The 20,636-nt window shown below is 64.6% G+C and carries 20 protein-coding genes; 8 read left to right on the top strand and 12 right to left on the bottom strand.

The window, feature by feature from the left end; all coding sequences use genetic code 11:
* Positions 1-36: 36 nt before the first annotated feature.
* From dbpA to ABB27_RS16055, 4 genes are all read left to right on the top strand, one after another.
* Positions 37-1,413, top strand: a complete 1,377-nt coding sequence (dbpA, locus tag ABB27_RS16070) for an ATP-dependent RNA helicase DbpA (protein WP_057629798.1) — start codon at positions 37-39, stop codon at positions 1,411-1,413.
* Between the two features lie 36 nt (positions 1,414-1,449).
* The gene (locus ABB27_RS16065; RefSeq protein ID WP_057629797.1) at positions 1,450-2,541 is read left to right on the top strand and encodes a sensor histidine kinase; all 1,092 of its coding nucleotides are present in this window, start codon (positions 1,450-1,452) and stop codon (positions 2,539-2,541) included.
* On the top strand, positions 2,538-3,248 hold the full coding sequence (locus ABB27_RS16060; RefSeq protein WP_057629796.1) for a LytR/AlgR family response regulator transcription factor: 711 nt from the start codon (positions 2,538-2,540) through the stop codon (positions 3,246-3,248). Before ABB27_RS16065 ends, ABB27_RS16060 begins: the two co-directional genes overlap by 4 nt.
* Positions 3,249-3,362: 114 nt before the next feature.
* Entirely contained in the window at positions 3,363-4,706 is a 1,344-nt protein-coding gene (locus ABB27_RS16055; RefSeq protein WP_057629795.1) for an acyl-CoA thioesterase/bile acid-CoA:amino acid N-acyltransferase family protein, read from the top strand.
* Positions 4,707-4,720: 14 nt separating this feature from the next.
* Here ABB27_RS16055 and ABB27_RS16050 read toward each other — a convergent pair whose 3' ends face one another.
* The 6 genes from ABB27_RS16050 to ABB27_RS16025 all read right to left on the bottom strand — a co-directional run bounded on the left by ABB27_RS16050 (position 4,721) and on the right by ABB27_RS16025 (position 9,113).
* Complete coding sequence (locus ABB27_RS16050) at positions 4,721-5,047, bottom strand: hypothetical protein (protein ID WP_057629794.1); 327 nt, start codon at positions 5,045-5,047, stop codon at positions 4,721-4,723.
* Positions 5,047-5,826 (bottom strand): thioesterase family protein, encoded by a 780-nt coding sequence (locus ABB27_RS16045; RefSeq protein WP_057629793.1) that lies wholly within the window; start codon positions 5,824-5,826, stop codon positions 5,047-5,049. Before ABB27_RS16045 ends, ABB27_RS16050 begins: the two co-directional genes overlap by 1 nt.
* A 33-nt stretch (positions 5,827-5,859) precedes the next feature.
* A complete protein-coding gene (locus ABB27_RS16040) occupies positions 5,860-6,402 on the bottom strand; it encodes an adenine phosphoribosyltransferase (protein ID WP_152984635.1) in 543 nt (180 codons plus the stop codon).
* 15 nt (positions 6,403-6,417) lie between these two features.
* Complete coding sequence (locus tag ABB27_RS16035; RefSeq protein WP_057629812.1) at positions 6,418-7,980, bottom strand: protein adenylyltransferase SelO; 1,563 nt, start codon at positions 7,978-7,980, stop codon at positions 6,418-6,420.
* A 50-nt stretch (positions 7,981-8,030) separates the two neighbouring features.
* Positions 8,031-8,723 (bottom strand): glutathione S-transferase family protein, encoded by a 693-nt coding sequence (locus ABB27_RS16030; RefSeq protein WP_057629791.1) that lies wholly within the window; start codon positions 8,721-8,723, stop codon positions 8,031-8,033.
* A gap of 180 nt (positions 8,724-8,903) precedes the next feature.
* Positions 8,904-9,113 carry a cold-shock protein gene (locus ABB27_RS16025; protein ID WP_054659637.1) on the bottom strand — a complete coding sequence of 70 codons (210 nt, stop codon included), beginning with the start codon at positions 9,111-9,113 and terminating at the stop codon, positions 8,904-8,906.
* A 309-nt stretch (positions 9,114-9,422) separates the two neighbouring features.
* Between ABB27_RS16025 and ABB27_RS16020 the strand changes: the two genes are divergently transcribed.
* On the top strand, positions 9,423-9,896 hold the full coding sequence (locus tag ABB27_RS16020) for a YaiI/YqxD family protein (protein ID WP_057629790.1): 474 nt from the start codon (positions 9,423-9,425) through the stop codon (positions 9,894-9,896).
* A 3-nt stretch (positions 9,897-9,899) separates the two neighbouring features.
* Here ABB27_RS16020 and ABB27_RS16015 read toward each other — a convergent pair whose 3' ends face one another.
* The gene (locus ABB27_RS16015; protein WP_057629789.1) at positions 9,900-10,769 is read right to left on the bottom strand and encodes a pseudouridine synthase; all 870 of its coding nucleotides are present in this window, start codon (positions 10,767-10,769) and stop codon (positions 9,900-9,902) included.
* Positions 10,770-10,832: 63 nt separating this feature from the next.
* On the opposite strand from ABB27_RS16015, the gene ABB27_RS16010 reads away from it, so the two are divergent.
* From ABB27_RS16010 to ABB27_RS16000, 3 genes are all read left to right on the top strand, one after another.
* Positions 10,833-11,381 carry a YaeQ family protein gene (locus ABB27_RS16010; RefSeq protein WP_057629788.1) on the top strand — a complete coding sequence of 183 codons (549 nt, stop codon included), beginning with the start codon at positions 10,833-10,835 and terminating at the stop codon, positions 11,379-11,381.
* Between the two features lie 6 nt (positions 11,382-11,387).
* Entirely contained in the window at positions 11,388-12,578 is a 1,191-nt protein-coding gene (locus ABB27_RS16005) for a BaiN/RdsA family NAD(P)/FAD-dependent oxidoreductase (RefSeq protein ID WP_275452873.1), read from the top strand.
* Positions 12,579-12,774: 196 nt separating this feature from the next.
* A complete protein-coding gene (locus ABB27_RS16000; protein ID WP_057629787.1) occupies positions 12,775-14,844 on the top strand; it encodes a GGDEF/EAL domain-containing response regulator in 2,070 nt (689 codons plus the stop codon).
* Between the two features lie 308 nt (positions 14,845-15,152).
* Here the strand turns inward: ABB27_RS16000 and fabV are convergent, their stop codons facing one another.
* The 5 genes from fabV to ABB27_RS15975 form a co-directional block, all read right to left on the bottom strand.
* The gene (gene fabV / locus ABB27_RS15995; RefSeq protein ID WP_057629786.1) at positions 15,153-16,412 is read right to left on the bottom strand and encodes an enoyl-ACP reductase FabV; all 1,260 of its coding nucleotides are present in this window, start codon (positions 16,410-16,412) and stop codon (positions 15,153-15,155) included.
* Positions 16,413-16,601: 189 nt separating this feature from the next.
* Complete coding sequence (gene secF / locus ABB27_RS15990; protein ID WP_057629785.1) at positions 16,602-17,570, bottom strand: protein translocase subunit SecF; 969 nt, start codon at positions 17,568-17,570, stop codon at positions 16,602-16,604.
* Between the two features lie 61 nt (positions 17,571-17,631).
* Positions 17,632-19,476: a protein translocase subunit SecD gene (gene secD / locus ABB27_RS15985; RefSeq protein ID WP_057629784.1), complete on the bottom strand. Its 1,845-nt coding sequence runs from the start codon at positions 19,474-19,476 to the stop codon at positions 17,632-17,634.
* 57 nt (positions 19,477-19,533) lie between these two features.
* Positions 19,534-19,863 carry a preprotein translocase subunit YajC gene (gene yajC, locus ABB27_RS15980; protein WP_057629810.1) on the bottom strand — a complete coding sequence of 110 codons (330 nt, stop codon included), beginning with the start codon at positions 19,861-19,863 and terminating at the stop codon, positions 19,534-19,536.
* A gap of 128 nt (positions 19,864-19,991) precedes the next feature.
* A partial coding sequence (locus ABB27_RS15975; RefSeq protein ID WP_152984634.1) for a tRNA guanosine(34) transglycosylase Tgt occupies positions 19,992-20,636 on the bottom strand: 645 nt, incomplete at its 5' end.

Genomic DNA, 20,636 nt, shown 5'->3' with positions numbered 1-20,636 from the left:
GCAAGCGCCGCCGCCCGGCTTCTGCGAAAATACGCCATGACTGACTTCTCAACCCTGCCGCTGTCGCCGGCACTCGCTCCTGGCATCGACGCGCTGGGCTATACCTCGATGACGCCGGTACAGGCGCTGGCCCTGCCGCCGATCCTGGAAGGCCGCGACGTGATCGCGCAGGCCCCCACTGGCAGCGGCAAGACCGCCGCCTTCGGCCTGGGCCTGCTCAACCGCCTCGACCTGTCCATCAGCCGCACCCAGGCACTGGTACTGTGCCCGACCCGCGAACTGGCCGACCAGGTCGGCAAGCAGCTGCGCAAGCTGGCCACCGGCATCCCCAACCTGAAGCTGCTGATCCTCACCGGCGGCATGCCGCTGGGTCCGCAGCTGGCCTCGCTGGAAGCGCATGACCCGCAGGTCGTGGTCGGCACCCCCGGCCGCGTGCAGGAACTGGCGCGCAAACGTGCGTTGAACCTGGGTCAGGTCCGCACCTTCGTATTGGACGAAGCCGACCGCATGCTCGACATGGGCTTCGAAGAGCCGATCCGCGAGATCGCCGGCCGCACCCACAAGGAACGCCAGAGCCTGCTGTTCTCGGCTACCTTCCCGGAAGCAATCCGCGACCTGGCCCGCGCCCTGCTCAACGACCCGGTCGAAGTGACCATCGATGGCCAGGCCGAGGCACCGGCGATCCAGCAGCTGTTCTTCGAAACCGAGCCGGCCAACCGCCAGAAGGCCCTGGGGGGCCTGTTGCTGAAATACACGCCGGAATCGGCGGTGGTGTTCTGCAATACCCGCAAGGACGTCGACGAAGTGGCCAACTCGCTGCGCCAGTTCGGCTTCTCCGCGCTGGCCCTGCACGGCGACATGGAACAGCGCGACCGCGATGAAGTGCTGATGCAGTTCTCCAACCGCAGCTGCAACGTGCTGGTCGCCAGTGACGTGGCCGCGCGCGGCCTGGACGTGGAAGACCTGGCCGCCGTGGTCAACTACGAGCTACCCACCGATATCGACACCTACCAGCACCGCGTCGGCCGTACCGGCCGTGCCGGTCGCAATGGCCTGTCGCTGAGCCTGGTGGCCGGCCGCGAGCGCAACCGTGCCGATGCACTGGAAGCGCAGCAGGGCAAGCCACTGAACTGGCAGAAGACCCCGCTGGCAACCGCACGCCCGGCAGAACTGCCGCAGGCGGCGATGACCACCCTGCGCATCGATGGCGGCAAGACCGACAAACTGCGCGCCGGCGATATCCTCGGCGCACTGACCGGCGACGCCGGGCTGTCGGCCAAGGCCATCGGCAAGATCGACATCTTCCCCACCCGCTCCTATGTCGCCATTGCCCGTGAGCAGGTTGGCAAGGCACTGGCGCGGCTGGAAGCGGGCAAGATCAAGGGCAAGCGTTTCCGCGTCCGCAAGATGTAAGCAGGCGCCGGCACAGCCTGGCGCTTGAATGCGTACATGTCTTCGCAGACCGACTCCAACACGTCCAGCCCTGCTGGTGACACACACGCCACGGACGTACCGTGGCATGTGCTGTGTGCTGGTTGGCTGCTGCTCACTCTGGTCACCTTGCCGGCAGTGCAACTGACCGGACCTGCTGCTGGCAGCCTGGCTCCCGCCGAGCTGATGCGCTCGCTGCTGTTCCTGCTGGGCATCCACTGCAGTTGGTTGCTGGCAACCCCGTGGCTGTGGCGGCTCTGCACGCGTTGGCCGCTCGGCACCGGAAACGATGCCACGGCAACAGCCAAGCTATTGGCCGTCGGCGCCTGCATCATTCCGCTACTGTCCTTGACCGGCTGGCTGCTTGGCTACTCCCTGTCGCAGTTGGCAATTCCTCGTACCCTGCCCGACAACTGGCTGCATGCGGTTACCGCCACCAGTCTGTTCGCACTGCCCACCTATATCGCCGTCATCGGCATCGGCCAGGCGCTGGCCTATATCCGTCGCTATCGCCGCCGTGGTGAACTGCTGGCGCAGGCGCGCGAACAAGCCTTGCGGGCACGGCTGAACCACCATTTCCTGTTCAACGCACTCAATGCCATCGGCGCACTGGGTTACCGCGATGCAGAGCGCGCCGATGCGGCATTGGCGCAGCTCGGCGAACTGCTGCGCAACCTGCTGCAGAGCGAACCCTTTGTCGCCCTGCGCGAGGAAGTGGCGCACGCCATGGCCTTCGTCGAATTGCAGCAACTGTTGCAGCAGCACCCCGTACAGCTGCAACTGCAGGTCAGCGCCGATGCCTGGGATGCACACGTACCCAGCCTGGTACTGCAGCCATTGATCGAGAACGCCGTCCGCTTCGCCAGTGCTGCAGGTATAGACGACACAACGATCAACCTGCAGTTCGAATCGCGGGATGACCAGCTTTACCTGCAGATCCGCAATCCGCTTGGCGACGCCGCCCCTGGCATGGGGATTGGCCTGCAAGCCAGCCGCGAACGCCTGCAGGCCATCTACGGAGAGCAGGCCGCAATCCGTGCGCAGCGCGACGGCACGCACTACCTGGTATGCATCCAGCTACCACTTGTCAGCAGCGCGCGGGCCACATGATCCGCACCCTGCTGGTAGAAGACGTGGCACTGGCACGCGACAAGCTGCGGCATCTGCTTGGCATGCACGCCGATATCCAGATCGTCGGCGAGGCGTCCAGCATCGCCGAGGCCCGCTTGCTGCTGGCTGCAGAACCAATAGAGCTGCTGCTGTTGGATATCCAGTTGCCCGATGAAGACGGCCTGCAACTCGCGCGCAGCCTGCCAACACCTGCGCCGGCCATCATCTTCACCACCGCCCACAGCCAGCACGCACTCGCCTCCTACGAACTGGGGGCGATCGACTATCTGCCCAAGCCGCTGGATGCCAGCCGCCTCGCGCTCGCACTGGAACGTGCACGCCGACATCTGTCACCACCTCAAACCGCCGCGCCGCTGGCATCGTTGTGCATCCGCCATGGCAGTCGCAGCGACTATGTATCGGTTGCCGACATCGACTACATCGACAGCGCGGGTCACTACGCCTGTGTGCATGTCGGCAACCAGGTCCACCTATTGCGCGAGAGCATCGGCCGGCTCGCCGAGCAACTGGCACCGGCCGGCTTCGTCCAGGTACAGCGCGCGGTGATCGTCAACTGCAGCCGCGTGCGCAGCCTGCTGCCGCGCCGCAACGGCGACGCAACGCTTGAGCTGCTGGATGGCACGCAGCTGCCATTGAGCAGATTGCATCGTGAGGCGTTCGAAGCCTGCATGCGCCAGCGCGGCTGATCGCGCACGGCCCACGCCAACAACCGCACGGCCTGTGCCATTGGCCATCGACAGCACTTCCGCAGCACTTCCGGCCACTGCAACATCGCGGGCCATTCACCGCCTCTGTCGACCATGTTCAAGCACCTTCTGCTGCTGCTTCCGCTGCTGCTCAGCTGCAGCTCACTGGCCCTGGCCGCCGAACTCAACGTAACGCCTTTGGATGGTGCCGCCGACAAGCCCGTGCGGATCAGCGTCGACGGCCTGCTGCCGGCCCAGCCAGTCAAGCTGCAGTTGTCCATGCACGACAGCAGTGGCACCCGTTGGCTTGCGCAGGCCACCTATCGCGCCGATCAGCACGGCATTGCCGATACCGCCTCGGCCGGCGCCGAAGCCGGCAGCTACGCCGGCATCGATGCGATGGGTTTGTTCTGGTCGATGCGGCCGGAATCGGGCAAGGGCCGGCCTACGCCATTGCCGCTGCGCAACGAGGCCGACGGCCTGCGGTTCGCACCGGTGACGATGCAGTTGGAGGCTTTCGTCGATGGCGAACGCATCGGCCAACAAACCCTGCTGCGACGGATCAACAGCGCCGATGTCGTCGCTACGCCCCTGCAGTTGCAGGGCGTGGTCGGCAATCTCCATCACCCTGCTGGCGCACTGAACGACGGCCGCCGATATCCGGTGGTGATCACCCTGGGTGGCGCCGAGGGCGGTACCACTACCGCCAACTTGTATGCAGCATGGTTGGCGTCCAACGGTTTTGTCGCGGTCGCGCTTGCCTACTACCGGATGCCCGGTCTTCCCAAGGATCTTGTCCGCGTGCCCATCGACCCGATCAGCGACACGCTGGACTGGCTGCGTACGCAGCCCTTTGCGGGCAGGGTTGGGGTAATGGGCGGTTCCTGGGGTGGCATCGTGGCAATGGCGGCCGCAGCGCATGACCCACGCCTGCAGGCAGCGGTGTCATGGGTAGGCAGCCCGGCACCCTTCCGCGGTATCCGCCGCGATGTACCGCCAGCTGATTTCCGCGCCGTCGACGAACCCGCACTGAGCATCGACGGCCGCGATCTAGCCTTCCTGCCCTATGTGGAACAGCTCAACTGGAACCAGCCCGGCGTACATGCCGCAGCGCTGCAGAAGGCGATGTTGCCTATCGAACGCATCAACGGTCCGCTGTTGCTGGTTGCGGGCGGCGATGACCAGCTTGGCGCCTCCGGTGAGATGGCTGCGCTGGCGATGCAACACCTGCAACGGCGCAGCGTGCCGCAGCCGGATGTACTGCTCTATTACTCCGACGCTGGCCACCTGATCACGCCGTTCTACCAACCAACCACGTTCCGCAGCGACACCGGCCCCTACATCCAGGTCGGCGGCACCGCTGAAGGCTATGCCCGCGCCGACCGTGAAAGCGGCCCGGCGGTGCTCGGCTTCCTGCGCCAGGCATTGGCTGAAGGCGAAATCCGCCTGGGCCGTTGACGGCACTCCAGCCCTCAGTGTTGGCGTGTAACGGAGCGAAACGCCACAGCGATGACGCCGATACCGGCAACCATGAAAACCGACAGCGCAACGCCCTGAGCCAGCCCGCGATGGATCAGCAGCAGGTACAGGCCTATGCAGGCCGCCAATGCAAACAATGGCCAGGCAGCGCGGCGACCCACCCGCCATACCAGCACCGCGCTGAGCAGCCAGCCACCGACCAATGCCAGCGGATCCAGGTCCGGCGCGAACTCGTAGACGTTGCAGATCGCAAACCACGCACTCCAGCCCAGCAGCGCCAGCAACAGCGCCAGCCCGCCCAGCAGCCGCGCGGCGCGCATCAGGCAAACACCGCCACGCTCTGCCGGCCGCGCATCACCACCCGGCCCTGCACATCGCGGACCTGCATGTCCTGTGACGAATAGCCATCGCGCGCATGCTGGCTGAAGGAACGCAGCAGGAACCATTCACCCTGCGGCGCGGTGTCCAACAGTTCGAAATTCCAGGTGATCGAGCTGATCGGCGCCGCTGCGGTGAAACTGGCGAACGCAGCCGGCGGCATCGCATCGGCCATCGCGACCAAGGCCACTGCCGGGTCCACCTGGGTGGCATCGAGGTGGCGGACCCAGGTCAACAGCTCCGGCACTTCCGCCCCCGACAACGGCATCGCGCCGCCAGCCGGACGCATCTGGAAGTTGCCGGTGAAGGCCGGCGCGAATGGCATCGCCGCCATATTGAAGTCGCTATAAGCGTCAGGCCCGTGAACCGGCAATTCGCCGGCGAAATCATGGACGATGGCGCTTTCGCGGGCGCGCCCGAACACCAGCGACAAACGTGCCGCCAACGCACCATCGGAATAAACGTCCACGCCCATGTTCACCACCGATTTGCCCTCACGCAGCAGCACCGGCACAAACCGCAGCAGACCCGCTGCCGGGCCAATGAAGGTCACCTGCGCCGAACGCAGCGGCGGCAGCCCTGCGTGGTGCTGCATCGCCGCCGCCACACCCAGCGCGCTGAGGATGCCGCCATAGGCGGTGCGGCCCTGTCGCCAGCTGTCAGGGAGCAGCAGCCCCTGCCCCACATCGAAGGAAGACAGCAGCTCGCTCAGGCTCGGCATTGGCAACTCCAGGGACGGGACGGATCAGAATTTTCAGTAAACCAGCGTTGCCGTCAGCGGCAAGCCGTCGGGCCAGCGTTGACGGCCACCCAGGCCATCGAGCTCAACCAGCACCGCGCCACCCAGCACCTGCGCCTCAAGCTGGGCTGCCAGCTGCAAGGCGGCAAGCAGGGTGCCACCGGTGGCGAGCACATCGTCCACCAGCAGCACGCGCGCGCCGGGCGCGGTTGCACCGACGCTGACCTCGATGCGATCGCTGCCGTATTCCAGTGCGTATTCCTGCTTCAAGGTGGGCCCCGGCAATTTGCCCGGCTTGCGCACCGGCACGAAGCCCACGCCAAGTTCCAGCGCCAGCGCGGTACCAAGAATGAAGCCGCGCGCCTCCACACCCAGTACCGCATGCAGGCCGGCATCGCGCCAGGGCTCGGCCATGGCCTTGACCGCGGCACGGAAGCAGGCGCCATCACCCAAGAGCGGGGTGATGTCCTTGAACAGGATGCCGGGCTTGGGGAAGTCGGCGACGTCGCGGATCGGGCGCGACCATTCGGGGTGGGCGGTGGTGGTCATATCAATCATTCGAAGAAAGGGTACTCAGGAGCTGCACGAGAGCATCGAGCAGCCGGCGCGTTCGCGCGCCCATTCCGGGCGTTTGCCGGCAAATGCCTCGCGCCCGGGCTGTTCGTCGTAAGGATGCCGCATCACCTCGAGCAATTCAGCAATCCCGGCCAGATCGCCTTGTTCGGCACGGTCGATGGCCTGCTGCGCCAACCAGTTGCGCAGCACGTAGCGGGGATTGGCCGCCTGCATGACGGCGCGGCGCGCCTGCGGCGCCTGTCCGCTGGCCCGTACTCGCGCCGCATGGCGCTGCAACCAGTCCGTCAGTGCCGGCAGCACCCGCTCACGGCCGTCCGCCGTGTAGAACGCCTCTTCCAGCGGCGCGACGTCCGGCGCGGCACTATCGACCTCGGCCAAGGCCCGGAATGCCAGCGTCATGTCCATCTCACCGTCCTGCAACAGCTGCTGGAATTGCGCCATCAGCTCGGCATCGCCTTCGCGGAACTCACCCAGGCCGAGCTTGGCAACCAGATCGGCGCGTTCCTGCGCCGCATAGCGGTCGCGGAAGGCGTCCAGCCCCGCCTGCAATGGCGCCACCTCGGCAAACAAGGGCGACAGAGCCTGCGCCAGCCGCACCAGGTTCCAGTACGCCACCTGCATCTGCGTGCCAAACCGGTAACGCCGGCCCTGCGCGTCGGTGGTGTTCGGTGTCCAGTCCGGATCGTAATCCTCGACCCAGCCGTAGGGGCCGTAGTCCAGGGTCAAACCGAGGATGGACAGATTGTCGGTGTTCATCACCCCGTGCACGAAGCCTACCCGCATCCAGTGCGCCACCATCACCGCAGTACGCGTGCACACCTGGGCAAACCACTGCGCGTACAAGGCCTCCCCGCTGCCCTGCAGCTCGGGGAAATCACGGGCAATGCAGAACTCGACCAGTTGCCGCAGCAAGCCCACATCGCCGCGCGCCGAGGGCAGCTCGAAGCTTCCAAAGCGAATGAACGAAGGCGCCACCCGGCATACCACCGCGCCCGGCTCGGCCTGCGGATGTCCGTCGTAGAACATGTCGCGCACCACCGTCTCGCCGGTGCCTACCAGGCTGAGCGCGCGGGTAGTCGGCACGCCCAGATGATGCATGGCTTCGGAGCACAGGAACTCGCGCAGCGATGAGCGCAGCACCGCGCGGCCATCGGCACCACGCGAATAAGGCGTTGGACCAGCACCCTTGAGCTGCAGCTCCCAACGCTGGCCATTGGCCAGCAACTCGCCCAATGAAATCGCACGGCCATCCCCCAGCTGCCCGGCCCAATGGCCAAACTGATGGCCGCCATAATTGGCCGCCCAAGGCTGCATGCCGGCGTACAGGGCATTGCCGCCAAACACCTCGGCAAACTCCTGGCTGGCCACGGTTGCCGGATCGAAACCCAGCAGCGCCGCGACCTCGGGCGAATGCGCCAGCAGCCGCGGCGCAGCCACCGGCGTGGGCATCACCGCCGACCACGCGGCACCCACTACCTCGCGGCGGCGCGCGCCGGTCTCGGGATCGCCGGGCAGCTCGCGGCGGAAGCGGTTGTCAAACTGCGGGGAGATGTCGTTCATCATCAGGAAATGGGGCCGAACAGGCTGCGCTGCAAGCGCGAACCCACCTGCTAGCGTGTACCACCCAGCAGATCCAAGGCCCCACCACGCTGTACCGCGCGCTGGAACGCCGGCCGCTGGGCAATGCGCGCCAGGAACGCCTGCAGCTGCGGATAGTCCGCCATCGAACCGGCGCGCGCGGCGGCAGCCTGGATCGGAAAGCTCATCTGGATATCGGCGGCACTGAAGCGCTCACCAGCGAACCACGCCGATTGATTCAAGGTCTGCTCCATCCAGCCCAGATGCAGCCGCAGCTGCGGGCCGATGAAGGTCTTCATCACCTTGTCGACGATGCTGTGCGCCACCGGCCTGGCAAAGAACGGCATCGGCGCCTTGCGCACCTTGGCAAACACCAGGCTCATCAGCAACGGCGGCATCGCCGAGCCTTCGGCGTACTGCATCCAGTAGTGATATTGCAGCCGCTCCGGTGCCTGTACCGGCAACGGCTGCGGCGACAGGCTGCGCTGCAGGTCATAGCGGTCGGCCAGGTATTCGAGGATCGCGCCGGATTCTGCCAGGACCAACGTGTCGTCCTGCAGTACCGGCGACTTGCCCAGCGGATGCACCTTGCGCAGTTCCGCTGGCGCCAACCAGGTCTTGGGGTCGCGCTTGTAGCTGACCAGCTCGTAGGCCAAGCCCAGCTCTTCCAGCATCCACAGCACGCGCTGCGAACGCGATTGTTCCAGATGGTGCACCGTGATCATTGCCGGCTCCCTGCAATCGAAACCGCATCCTAACCAAGGCCGGCAACACACGGCGTCAGGCCTGCGCGAAATCCAGATGAAGAGCGGACACCAACTGCGCGGCTAAAACATGCGCAAACAAAAACGCCGGAAGCTTTCGCTTCCGGCGTTCCAAGCAACCTTACGGTAGCAAGGGGTCGATTAGACCGCCTGCACCTGGTCAGCCTGCATACCCTTCTGGCCCTGCACGGCGACGAAAGTCACCTTCTGGCCTTCCTGCAGCGACTTGAAGCCGTTGCCCTGGATCGCGCGGAAATGCACGAACAGGTCCGGGCCGCTTTCCGGGGTGATGAAGCCGAAGCCCTTGGCATCGTTGAACCACTTGACAGTGCCGGTCTGACGATCAGACATGTACTAACTCCTGAAACATAAGTTGAAATAATCGCAGCCACCGGAGATCGGGGCCGAGACTGAGTTGCAGGCGTTGGTAAAGCGGATCGATGAGCCGATCAAGAAGATCAACTGCATCAGGCCACGATTCACGGTGACCCTTGCAAGCACAGTGGGATGGACGATACGCGGCTTTGTTCCAAAAAGCGATATTTACCGTATTCAGAAATTCAATTTGATTCAGTTCGGCCATTAAGTGGCTGAAAACAGTCAATTTTCTGGCGATAGCCCGGTAACAGCAAACTCGGCAAATCCAATAGACTGCGCAGCATGAGCCTCGAAGACGCTGTTTCCGCCACCCGAATCTGGGTCGATGCCGATGCCTGCCCGGTAGTGATCAAGGAAATCCTGTTCCGTGCCGCCGAGCGGGCAAGGATCGAAACCGTGCTGGTCGCCAATCAATGGCTGCGCACCCCGCCCTCGCGCTTCATCCGCGCCATGCAGGTCGCCGGCGGGCCGGATGTTGCCGATGACGCCATCGCCGAACGGGTCAACCCGGGCGATCTGGTGGTGACCCAGGACATTCCCCTGGCAGCACGGGTACTGGAGAAGAAGGCGGTGGCGCTCAATCCACGCGGCGAGCTGTATACCGCCAACACCATTGCCGAACGGCTGTCGGTGCGCAACTTCATGGAAGAACTGCGTGGCGCCGGTGTTCAGACTGGCGGCCCGGCCACCTTGCATGCGCGCGACCGCCAGGCCTTTGCTGCCCAGCTGGACCGCTGGCTGGCGCAGCGGCGCTGAGGCTCAGCCCAGCTCGCGCTCGCTGCGGAACGCACGCGGCTCACCGCTGAGCGGGTCGATGAACGCCAGGCGCCGCGCCAACAGCTGCAGCGGCTGACGATAGTCATCCACTGCGCGTTCGATCAGCTGCGGGTAGTAGTCATCGCCGAGGATGGGCGCGCCCAATGCGGCCATATGCACGCGCAGCTGGTGCTTGCGCCCGCTCACCGGCTCCAGCGCATAGCGCCAGACCGCGTCGTTGCGGGCGATCACATCGATGCGGCTCAGTGCGTTGGCCTCGCCAGCCTGCTCGGCCATGCGGAAGAACGGCTCACCGCGGCCAATGCAGCTGCTGCGCTGCAAGGGAAACGTCAGGTCAGGCAACGCCGGGGCCAGGGCCTCATAGCCCTTGTCGATGCGACGCTCGGCAAACAGCCGCTGGTAGGCCCCACGCGTGGCCGGGTTGCTGGAAAACAGCACCAGCCCGGCGGTGCCGCGATCAATCCGGTGCAAGGGCGCCAGCTCACGGTTGCCGGTAGCGGCCACCAGCCGCGCAAGCAGGGTCTGCTGCACGAACCGGCCAGCCGGGGTCACCGGCAGGAAGTGCGGCTTGTCAGCCACCAGCAGGTGCTCGTCCTGGTAAAGGATGCGCTCGGCGAAGGGCAGCACGGGCTCGTCGGCCACCTCGCGGAAGTACTGGATCTCCTGCCCTGCCCGCCAAGGCTGTGCCGGCTCCAACGGCTGGCCGTCACTGTCTAGCACCCTGCCCCGCGCAAACCGGTCCAGCCACTGCGCCCGCGCCACCGCCGGGAACCGCGCACACAGCCCCTCCAGCAGGCTGGTCCACGGGCCTGGGGCGAGCTGCAGGCGGCTGGGCAGATCAGGGGCAGGCATGTCGAGTGGGGTCCGATGCAGGGCCAGGCATTATGATGGGCGGTCTTTGTACCCGGTATTCCCATGGCCCTCACCGCCACCATCCGCAAGGCCGAGCTGCAGATCAGCGACATGGACCGCGGTTACTACGCGACCCACAACCTGACCCTGGCCCAGCACCCCTCCGAAACCGACGAGCGCCTGATGGTGCGCCTGCTGGCCTTCGCCCTCAACGCCGAGGACCGCCTGGAGTTCGGCAAGGGCCTGAGCAGCGAGGACGAGCCGGACCTGTGGCAGCTGGACTACACCGGCGATATCGAACAATGGATCGACCTCGGCCATCCGGATGAATCGCGCGTACGCAAGGCCTGCAACCGCAGCCGCCGCGTGCAGATCGTCAATTACGGCGGCAATGCCTCCGATATCTGGTGGCAGAAACAAGGCAAGCACCTGACCCGCTTCAACAACCTGTCGGTGGTCGACCTGCCTACCGCGTTTGTCGAACGCTGGGGTGAGCAGGTGCAGCGTGCGATGCGCTGGAGCGTGCTGATCCAGGATGGCGAGGTGCAGATCCTCAATGATCACATCCAGCTGGACGTGATCCCGGTCTGGCGCAAGCGCCCGGCGGAGTAAGCAGCAGTGGCAGACAACGTGACCCGCTGCGACGTACTGGTGATTGGCGCCGGCGCCGCCGGCCTGATGTGTGCGCTCACCGCCGGCCAGCGCGGCCGCATCGTGCAGGTGATCGACCACGCCAACAAGGTGGGCAAGAAGATCCTGATGTCCGGTGGTGGCCGCTGCAACTTCACCAATACCGGCACCACCGCAGCCAACTTCATTTCGGCAAACCCGCACTTCTGCAAATCGGCGCTGGCCCGCTATACGCCGTCCGATTTCATCGAGATGGTCGAGCGCCACGGCATCGCCTACCACGAGAAGGAACTGGGCCAGCTGTTCTGCGACATCTCCTCCAAGCAGATCGTAAGAATGCTGCTGGACGAATGTGCCGACGCCGGGGTGCAGATCCGCACCGATTGCGGCGTGCAGCAGATCGAGCGCGGTGCCGATGGTTTCCGCGTGCGCACCGCACAGGGGCTGTTCCACAGTGCTTCGCTGGTCATCGCCACCGGTGGGCTGTCGATTCCCAGCATGGGCGCCACCGGCTTCGGCTACGAGGTGGCGCGCAGCTTCGGCCATGAATTGCTGCCTACCCGCGCGGGGCTGGTACCGCTGACCCTGAGCGGCAAGCACCAGGAGCGTTTCGCCGAGCTCAGTGGTGTTGCCTTGCCGGTGGAAGCGCGCTGCAACGGCCAGAGCTTCCGCAACTTCATGCTGATCACCCACCGCGGCATCAGCGGGCCGGCAATCCTGCAGATCTCCTCGTACTGGCAACCCGGCAACGACCTGCGCCTGGACCTGCTACCCGATCACGACGCGGCACAATGGCTGCGGCAGATGAAAAGCGAGCGCGGCGCCTCCGAGCTGCGCACGGTGCTGTCCGAAGTGATGCCGCGACGGCTGGCATTGCGGCTGTGCGAGCAATGGCTGAAGGACAAGCCGGTGCGCCAATTCGACGAACCCGAACTCAAGGCCGCCGCCAGCCTGCTGTCCGATTTTCCGTTGGTGGCCAGCGGCACCGAGGGCTACCGCACCGCCGAAGTCACCCTGGGCGGTGTGGATACACGCAAGGTATCCTCGGCGACGATGGAGTCGCAGCTGGTGCCGGGCCTGCACTTCATCGGCGAGGTGCTGGACGTGACCGGCTGGCTGGGCGGCTACAACTTCCAGTGGGCCTGGGCCTCCGGGCGCGCGGCCGGCATGGCCGCGTAAGCGGATTCATCCAGCAATGACGCGCAGCAACAGCCATCGCTCGCATAATGACCGGCAACCTGCAGATGCATGCCTGAGGCTGCATTTGCAGCAGCCAGGGCAAGGCACGCATGGGATTGCGTCACAGGCAAACGACCTGCGCATAGACGCCACCGCCGTGCATCGTGTATTAAACCCCGTCCCCCGGGAGTCCTGAATGCAGAACGCCAAAGACATCACCTTGCGCTTGCTGATCGTTGACGACAGTGCCGAGAGCGCCGAGGCCATCGTCAGCACCTTGCGCAACAGCGGTATCGCGGTGCGCCCGTCCCGGCCGCAAAGCGCCGACGAGCTGAGCCAGGCCTTGAGCCAACCCATCGATCTGGTGCTGGCAGCCAACTCTTACGCTGTTCCGCAGCTGCTGCTGACCCAGCAGATTGCCGCCAGTGGCAAGGACATTCCGATGATCCTGCTCAGCGACAACATTGATGCGCAGATGTTGCTGGACTCGGCCGCCAATGGCATCCGCGCCATCGCCCTGCGCCAGCAACCGGACCACCTGCTGTCGGTGGTGCAGAACGAATGGACCGACCTGCAGGCACGCCGCGGCCTGCGCCGGATCGAGGCGCAGATGCGCGAGACCGAGCGCCGCTGCGACGCGCTGATCTCGTCCTCGCGCGACCCCATCGCCTACATCCACGAAGGCATGCACATCCGCGCCAACGAAGCCTACCTGGACATGTTCGGGTTTGAATCCTTCGACGACGTGGAAGGCATTTCGCTGCTGGACATGGTTGCACCGCAGCATGTGGAGAACTTCAAGCAGCTGCTCAAATCGCTGAGCAAGGGCGAGGCGCCGCCGCCGCAATACGCGGTGGACGCGCGCAACCAGGACGGCGACACCTTCCCGGCGACGATGGAGTTCACCGCCGCCACCTACGAAGGCGAGAGCTGCTTCCAGATCGTGTTCCGCCGCCGCGAGGAGTTCGACCCCGAACTGGCCCGCGAGGTGGAAGCACTGCGCCAGCGCGACCAGGTCACCGGCCTGCTCAACCGCCCCACCTTCATGGTGCAGCTGGAGAACGCCGTCGCCCAGGTCGGCCGCAGCGACGGCCAGTACGGCTTCCTGCTGGTCGAGCCGGATCACTACGCACGGCTGCTACCCGACATCGGCCTGGATTCGGCCGACGCACTGATTGCCGCACTGGGCCGCAAACTGGCCGAAGCCATCGGCGACGATGCGCAGTTGGCCCGTTTCGGCGAGCACAATTTCGCCCTGTTGACCCACGGCGACTACGCGCACACCGCCGCGATGGCCGAGCGCGTACGCGATGCATTTGCCGCCTCGGTATTCAGCATCGGTGATCGTTCGGCGACCGTCACCGTCAGCATCGGCGGCGTGCAGGTCGGCGAGAAGATCGCCAGTGTCGGCCAGGTCCTTAGCCGTGCCAATGACTGCGCACGCGCCGCGATCGAACTGGGCGGCAACACGGTCAAGGTATTCGACCCCGGCGCTGCCGACCGGGTCGAGGAAGAGCGCATCCAGAGCTGGGTGCAGCGCCTGCGCGAGGCCATTGCAGGCGATGGTTTCCAGCTGCGCTTCCGTCCGGTGCTGAACCTGATGGGCGAGCCGATCCAGCTGTACGACACCTCGCTGCAGATGGAAAACAACGGCGAGATGGTCGGCCCGGCCACCTTCCTGCCGATTGCCCAGGAGCACGAGCTGCTGGCGCCGATCAACCGCTGGGTGGTGGCCAACGCCATCCGCGCGCTGGGCGAGCGCCGCCGCGCTGGTCACCGCACCCATCTGATGGTGCGCGTCACCCCTGAATCGTTCTCCGACCCCGAGCTGCTGGCCGTCATCCGCAACGGCCTGCAGGCCGAGGGCGTGGACGGCGCACAGCTGTGGCTGCAGATTCCCGAGGCCAAGGTATTCACCAACCTGCGCAACGCCCAGCAGTTCCTCAGCGACATCACTGCGATCGGCTGCAAGGTTGGCCTGGAGCAGTTTGGCTCGGGCCTGGATTCATTCCAGCTGCTGGCCCACTTCCAGCCCGGCTTCCTAAAGCTGGACAGTGCCTTCACCGCTGACCCGACCCTGGCCAAGGAGCAGCTGGAGAAGACCCAGGAAATCACCAACAAGGCACAGTCCGCAGGCATCCTGACCATCGCCGAGTTCGTGGCTGATGCCTCGACGATGAGCTTGTTGTTCAGCGCCGGCGTTGACTATGTGGAAGGCGATTTCGTCGGGCCGCCGACGGCTGAGATGGATTTTGAGTTTGGTTGATGGGGGCTGCGTTCTGGCGCAGATGAAGCTGAAAGCTGCCCTCACCCCAACCCCTCTCCCGCAGGCGGGAGAGGGGCTAGCAATGCTTGCACTCGAAGCGCGCTAGCAGCCGACGCGATCCGAGCCCCTCTCCCGCAGGCGGGAGAGGGGCTAGCAATGCCTGCGCTCGTAGTGCACTAGCAGCCGACGCGATCCGAGCCCCTCTCCCGCGCGCGGGAGAGGGGTTGGGGTGAGGGCAGCTTCTAGCTAAAAATGCAAAAAAAGGCCGCGCAAAGCGCGGCCTTTTCACAACTACAAAACCAACAAACTCAGACCTCGACAATCCCCGGGATCGCCACGTCCGGATTCACATCGGCGTCGTAATCCACGCCGTCGATGCCAAATCCGAACAGACGCAGGAAGTCAGCCTTGTAGCCCGCCAGGTCGCTGATCTCGTACAGGTTCTCATTGGTCACCTGCGGCCACAGCTCCAACACCTTGCTCTGCACTTCCGGCGCCATTTCCTTGTAGTCGGCACGCAGACGGCCTTCGCCGTCCACCAGCGCGATCTCACGGCCCTGCGCGTCCTGCAGCTGCTGGCGGATATGGTCGGCCGCATTGGCGCCGCCCTGCGGGCCGTTGTAGAGGATGTCGTACAGGGTATCGAGCTGCTCGATGCAGCCTTCGTGGATGCCCTGCTCTTTCATCACCTTGAACAGCAGCGACAGATACAGCGGCATGGTCGGGATCGCCGAGCTGGCCTGGGTCACCACTGCCTTGAGCACCGACACGCGTGCATCGCCACCCAGGCTCTGCAGCTTGTCGCGGATCGCCAGCACCTTGTTGTCCAGGTCCTTCTTGGCCGCGCCGATCGAACCGTTCCAGTAAATGGCCTGGGTGATCTCTTCGCCCACATAGGTGAACGCGGTGGTGGTCGCACCCGGGGCCAGCACGCCGGCTTCCAGCAGTGCGTCGATCCACATCTGCCAGTCCTCGCCGCCCATCACCTGCACGGTGCCGGCGATTTCCTCGGCCGTTGCTGGCTGCAAGGTGGTTTCGGTCAGCACTTCCTTGTCGGTATCCAGACCACGCAGGGTGATCGGCGCGCCAATCGGCTTGAGCGTGGAGCTGATGATCTCGCCGGTCTTGGGATGCTTGCGGCGCGGTGCAGCCAGGCTGTAGACCACCTGGTCGACCTGGCCCAGATCGGCCTTGATGATCTCGATGACCTTCTGCTTCACCTCGTCGGAGAACGCATCACCGTTGACACTGCGCGCATACAGGCCAGCCTGGTGCGCATATTTCTCGAACGCAGCCGTGTTGTACCAGCCTGCGGTGCCCGGCTTGGTTTCCGTGCCAGGACGCTCGAAGAACACGCCCAGGGTGGCGGCATCGCTGCCAAAGGCAGCCTTGATGCGAGCGGCCAGGCCGTAACCGGTGGAGGCACCCAGCACCAGGACCTTCTTCGGGCCGTTGGCCAGCTTGGGCTGCGACTTGATGTAGTCGATCTGTTCCTTGACCGCCGCATCGCAACCAGTCGGATGGGTGGTGACGCAGATGAAGCCGCGCACACGCGGTTTGATGACCATGAAAACCTCGGTTGGCTAAACAGAAGACAGCAGCGCAAGCGGATTGCGTGCTGAACCGGGAGGATCGTAGTGCGCTGCCGCATCGAAAACAACCGACGCCACCGCATGGAACGCCCTGCCCTTGCAGATACCACGAACAAAAGAAAAGCCGCGCTGGGCGCGGCTTTTCAGCAAAACAGTGCAGGTCGGTCAGGGACGACGGGCCAGCTCTTCCTCGTCCTTGGCCTTGGGCAGCAGATCCTGCTTGGTGACCTTGAACGGGCCGATGCTGAGCAGTGGCACCGCCACGATGATCGAGGAGATGACCACGATCACCGCACCCACCATGTGGGTTTCGGCCAGGCCTTCCATCGACTCACCACCGAACAGGTACAGCGCCAATGCCGACAGGAAGAACAGCACCGCGGTGATCACCGTACGCGACAGCGTCTGGTTGATCGAACGGTTCAGCACTTCCAGTGGCTCCACGCGCAGGCTGCGGAAGTTTTCGCGCACACGGTCGAACACCACGATGATGTCGTTGATGGCAAAACCCATCACCGACAACATACCGGCCAACACGGTCAGGTCGAACTCACGGCCAACCAGCGACATGTAGGCGATGGTCAGGATCAGGTCGAAGAACGCGGTGACGCTGGCGACGATGGCGAATTTCCATTCGAAGCGGGCGGCGATGTAGATCAGGAAGCCTATCACCATGAACAGCGTGGCGTAGATGCCGTTCATCGCCAGGTCCTTGCCGACCTGCGGGCCGACGAACTCACCCGGCTGCACGGTGGCGACATTGTCAGCCGCGGTCACCGCAACGCGAACGCGCTCGGCCACCTGCTGCGCGGCATCGGCAGCGTTGTTGTGCTCGCCATCTGGTGGCAGGCGGATCATCAGGTCATTGCCACCGCCGACGCTCTGCACCTGGGCGTTGTCGAAGCCGGCCTTGTCCAGACGCTCGCGCACCGTGTCGGCGTCCACGCTCTTTTCAAAGTGGGTACGCACAACCGTGCCGCCGGTAAACTCCAGCGCGTAGTTGAAGCCCTTGAAGCCGATGATGGCGAACGAGGCCAGCAGCAACACCACCATGATCGCGAGCACCGGCTTGCGGTGACTCATGAAGTCGATGTTGGTGTCGTTCGGAACGATGTGGAGTGGAAACAGTTTCATGCAAGGAGTTCCTTGAAAAACCCGCACCACTCGGGTGCGGGCTTCTGCGAAGAGATTCGCGTCAGATGGCCACGGAGGTCAGCTTCTTGCGCTTGGCGTAGATCAGCGTCGCCAGAGCACGCGACACGGTGATCGCAGTGAACATCGAGGCGAAAATACCGATGATCATGGTCAGCGCGAAGCCCTTCAGCGGGCCGGTACCGAACGCATATAGCGCCACACCGACGATCAGGCCAGTAAGGTTGGCGTCGAGGATGGTGCCCGAGGCGCGCTCGTAACCTTCCGCGATGGCCTTCTTGGCCGGCATGCCCAGTCGCAACTCTTCACGGATACGTTCGTTGATCAGCACGTTGGCATCGACCGACAGACCGACCGACAAGGCCAGGCCGGCAAAGCCAGGCAAGGTCATGGTCGCACCGAACATCGACATCACCGCCACCACGATCAGCAGGTTGAACAGCAGTGCCACCGAGGTGATCACGCCGAACATGCGGTAGTAGATGGCGAAGAACACCAGGGTGAACACGAACGAGAACACCACCGCCTTGACGCCGCGGTCCACGTTCTCTTTACCCAGGCTCGGGCCGATCACGTATTCCTCGACGAAGTCCATCGGCGCGGCCAGCGAACCGGCACGCAGCAGCTTGGCCAGGCCATCGGCCTCGGTCTTCTCCAGGCCAGTGGTCTGGAACTCCTTGCCGAACACGCCATTGATGTTGGCCACCGAGATCACTTCTTCCTTGACCCGGAAGCTGCGCTGCTCGACACCGTTGACCATGGTCACCTGCGGAATCCGCTCGGTGTAGACCACGGCCATCGGCTTGCCGACATTGGCGCTGGTGAAATCGAACATGCGCTGGCCGCCAACGCTGTTCAGCGTCACGCTGACCGCGGGCAGACCATTCTGGTCGGTGGAGGTACTGGCCTTGACCATCTGGTCGCCAGTGACGATGGTGCGCTTGTTCAACAACACCGGGCGGCCGGCGCGGTCGCGGTACAGCTTGGCTTCCGGCGGAATGCGGCCGGTGCTGGCGGCGTCTTCTGCGTTGCCATCGACCACGGCGCGGTATTCCAGCGTGGCGGTAGCACCGATCATGCGCTTGGCTTCGGCCGTATCCTGCACGCCCGGCAGCTCGACCACGATGCGGTCTTCGCCCTGGCGCTGGATGATCGGCTCGGCCACGCCCAGTTCGTTGACGCGGTTACGCAGGGTGGTCAGGTTCTGCTCGATGGCGCCGGAGGCGATCTGCTGCATTTCCGCCTGCGGCACGGTCGCGGTGATGCGCTCGCCATTCACCGAATAGGTGAAGGTCGGCTGTGCCTTGGCCAGGGCAGCACGCGCCTTGTCGGCGTCGGCAGCATTGGCCAGCGAAACCACGATATCGCTCTCGCCACGGCGCTCGACCGAACGGTAGGACACGCGGTTGTCGCGCAACGTGGTGCGTACGTCTTCGGTGAACGCTTCAAAGCGCTTGTCTACCGCAGCCTTCTGGTCCACCTGCAGGGCGAAATGCACGCCGCCGACCAGATCCAGGCCCAGCACCATCGGCTTGCCGCCGAGGTTGGCCAGCCAATCGGGTACGGTCGAAGCCAGGTTAAGGGCGACGGTGTAGTTTTCACCGGCCATTTCACGCACCACCTCATTGGCGCGCGACTGCGCATCCAGCGAAGTCAGGCGGACGATCAGATTGTTCTCGCCCTCCTTCTCCACCGACTTGGTGGCGACACCGGCCTCGCTCAGCGCCTTGACCACACGCTGCTCGAGAGCGTCATCAATTTGCCCGCCGCGATTGGCGGTGATCTGAACGGACGGATCCTTCTGGTAGATGTTGGGCAGCGCATACAGCGCGCTGACCGCCAGAACGATCAGAATCAGGAAGTACTTCCAGCGCGGAAATTCAAGCATTGCAGGATCCTGCGTGACGCCTGTGCGGCGTCACGACGTGACGGAAAGGGATCAGTCTCAGGCAGCGGACTTCAGCGTGCCCTTGGGCAGGACGTTGCCGACCGAACCCTTCTGCACGCGGATGCGGACGTTGTCGGCCACTTCCACGGTGATGAAGTTGTCGCCGATGTCGGTGACCACGCCAGCGATGCCGCCGGAGGTCAGCACTTCGTCACCCTTGGAGATCTTCTCCAGCATTGCCTTGTGTTCTTTCTGACGCTTCATCTGCGGGCGGATCATCAGGAAGTACATCACTGCGATCAGCGCGATGGGCAGCAGGAAAGTGCCCATGCCCGGTGCGGCCGGAGCGGCCTGGGCGACGGGGAGCAGGATAGCCATGAGAGTCATTTTGTAGTCCTTGATGTTGGGCGGCACCCACCCGGGCCGGATGGCCTGCAGCAGTTACCGCGAAACGGGGGTCAGCCGTGAAGTATGCCACGCGCCCGGGAGCTAGTCCCGGGCCGTGTGAAGCGCCGCTACTCCCCCGACAACGCCGGAACGCTCAGGCCCCGGGCTGCATAGAAGGACTCGCGGAAGGCCAGGAAGGTTCCCGCCTCGATGGCCGCGCGCATGTCGGCCATCAGTTTTTCGTAATAGAACAGGTTGTGCAGGGTGCCCAGCATCGGCGCCAGCATCTCGTTGCAACGGTCCAGATGGCGCAGGTAGGAGCGCGTATAGCCGCCGGTACAGGCATGGCAGCCGCAGCCGGGCTCGATCACGTCCATATCGCGCTCATAACGGGCGTTGCGGATGCGAACGGTGCCGAACGAGGTGAAATAGTGGCCGTTGCGGGCATTACGGGTGGGCATGACGCAATCGAACATGTCCACACCGCGGGCCACGCCTTCGACCAGGTCTTCCGGGCGGCCAACGCCCATCAGGTAGCGCGGACGATCGGCCGGCAGGATCGGATGCATGTGGTCGAGCATGGCGTTGCGCTCGTGCTCGGGCTCACCCACCGCCAGCCCGCCGATGGCATAGCCATCGAAGCCGATCTGCTGCAGGCCCTCGGCCGAGCGGCTGCGCAGTTCGGTATGTACCCCGCCCTGGACGATGCCGAACAGCGCCGCATCGTTGCCCATGGCGTCATGCGCGTTGCGGCTGCGCTGGGCCCAGCGCAG

This window comes from Stenotrophomonas terrae (assembly GCF_001431465.1).
Lineage (GTDB): Bacteria > Pseudomonadota > Gammaproteobacteria > Xanthomonadales > Xanthomonadaceae > Stenotrophomonas > Stenotrophomonas terrae.
Note: the sequence above shows the minus strand (reverse complement) of the source record. Positions and strands in the feature narration are given on the sequence as shown.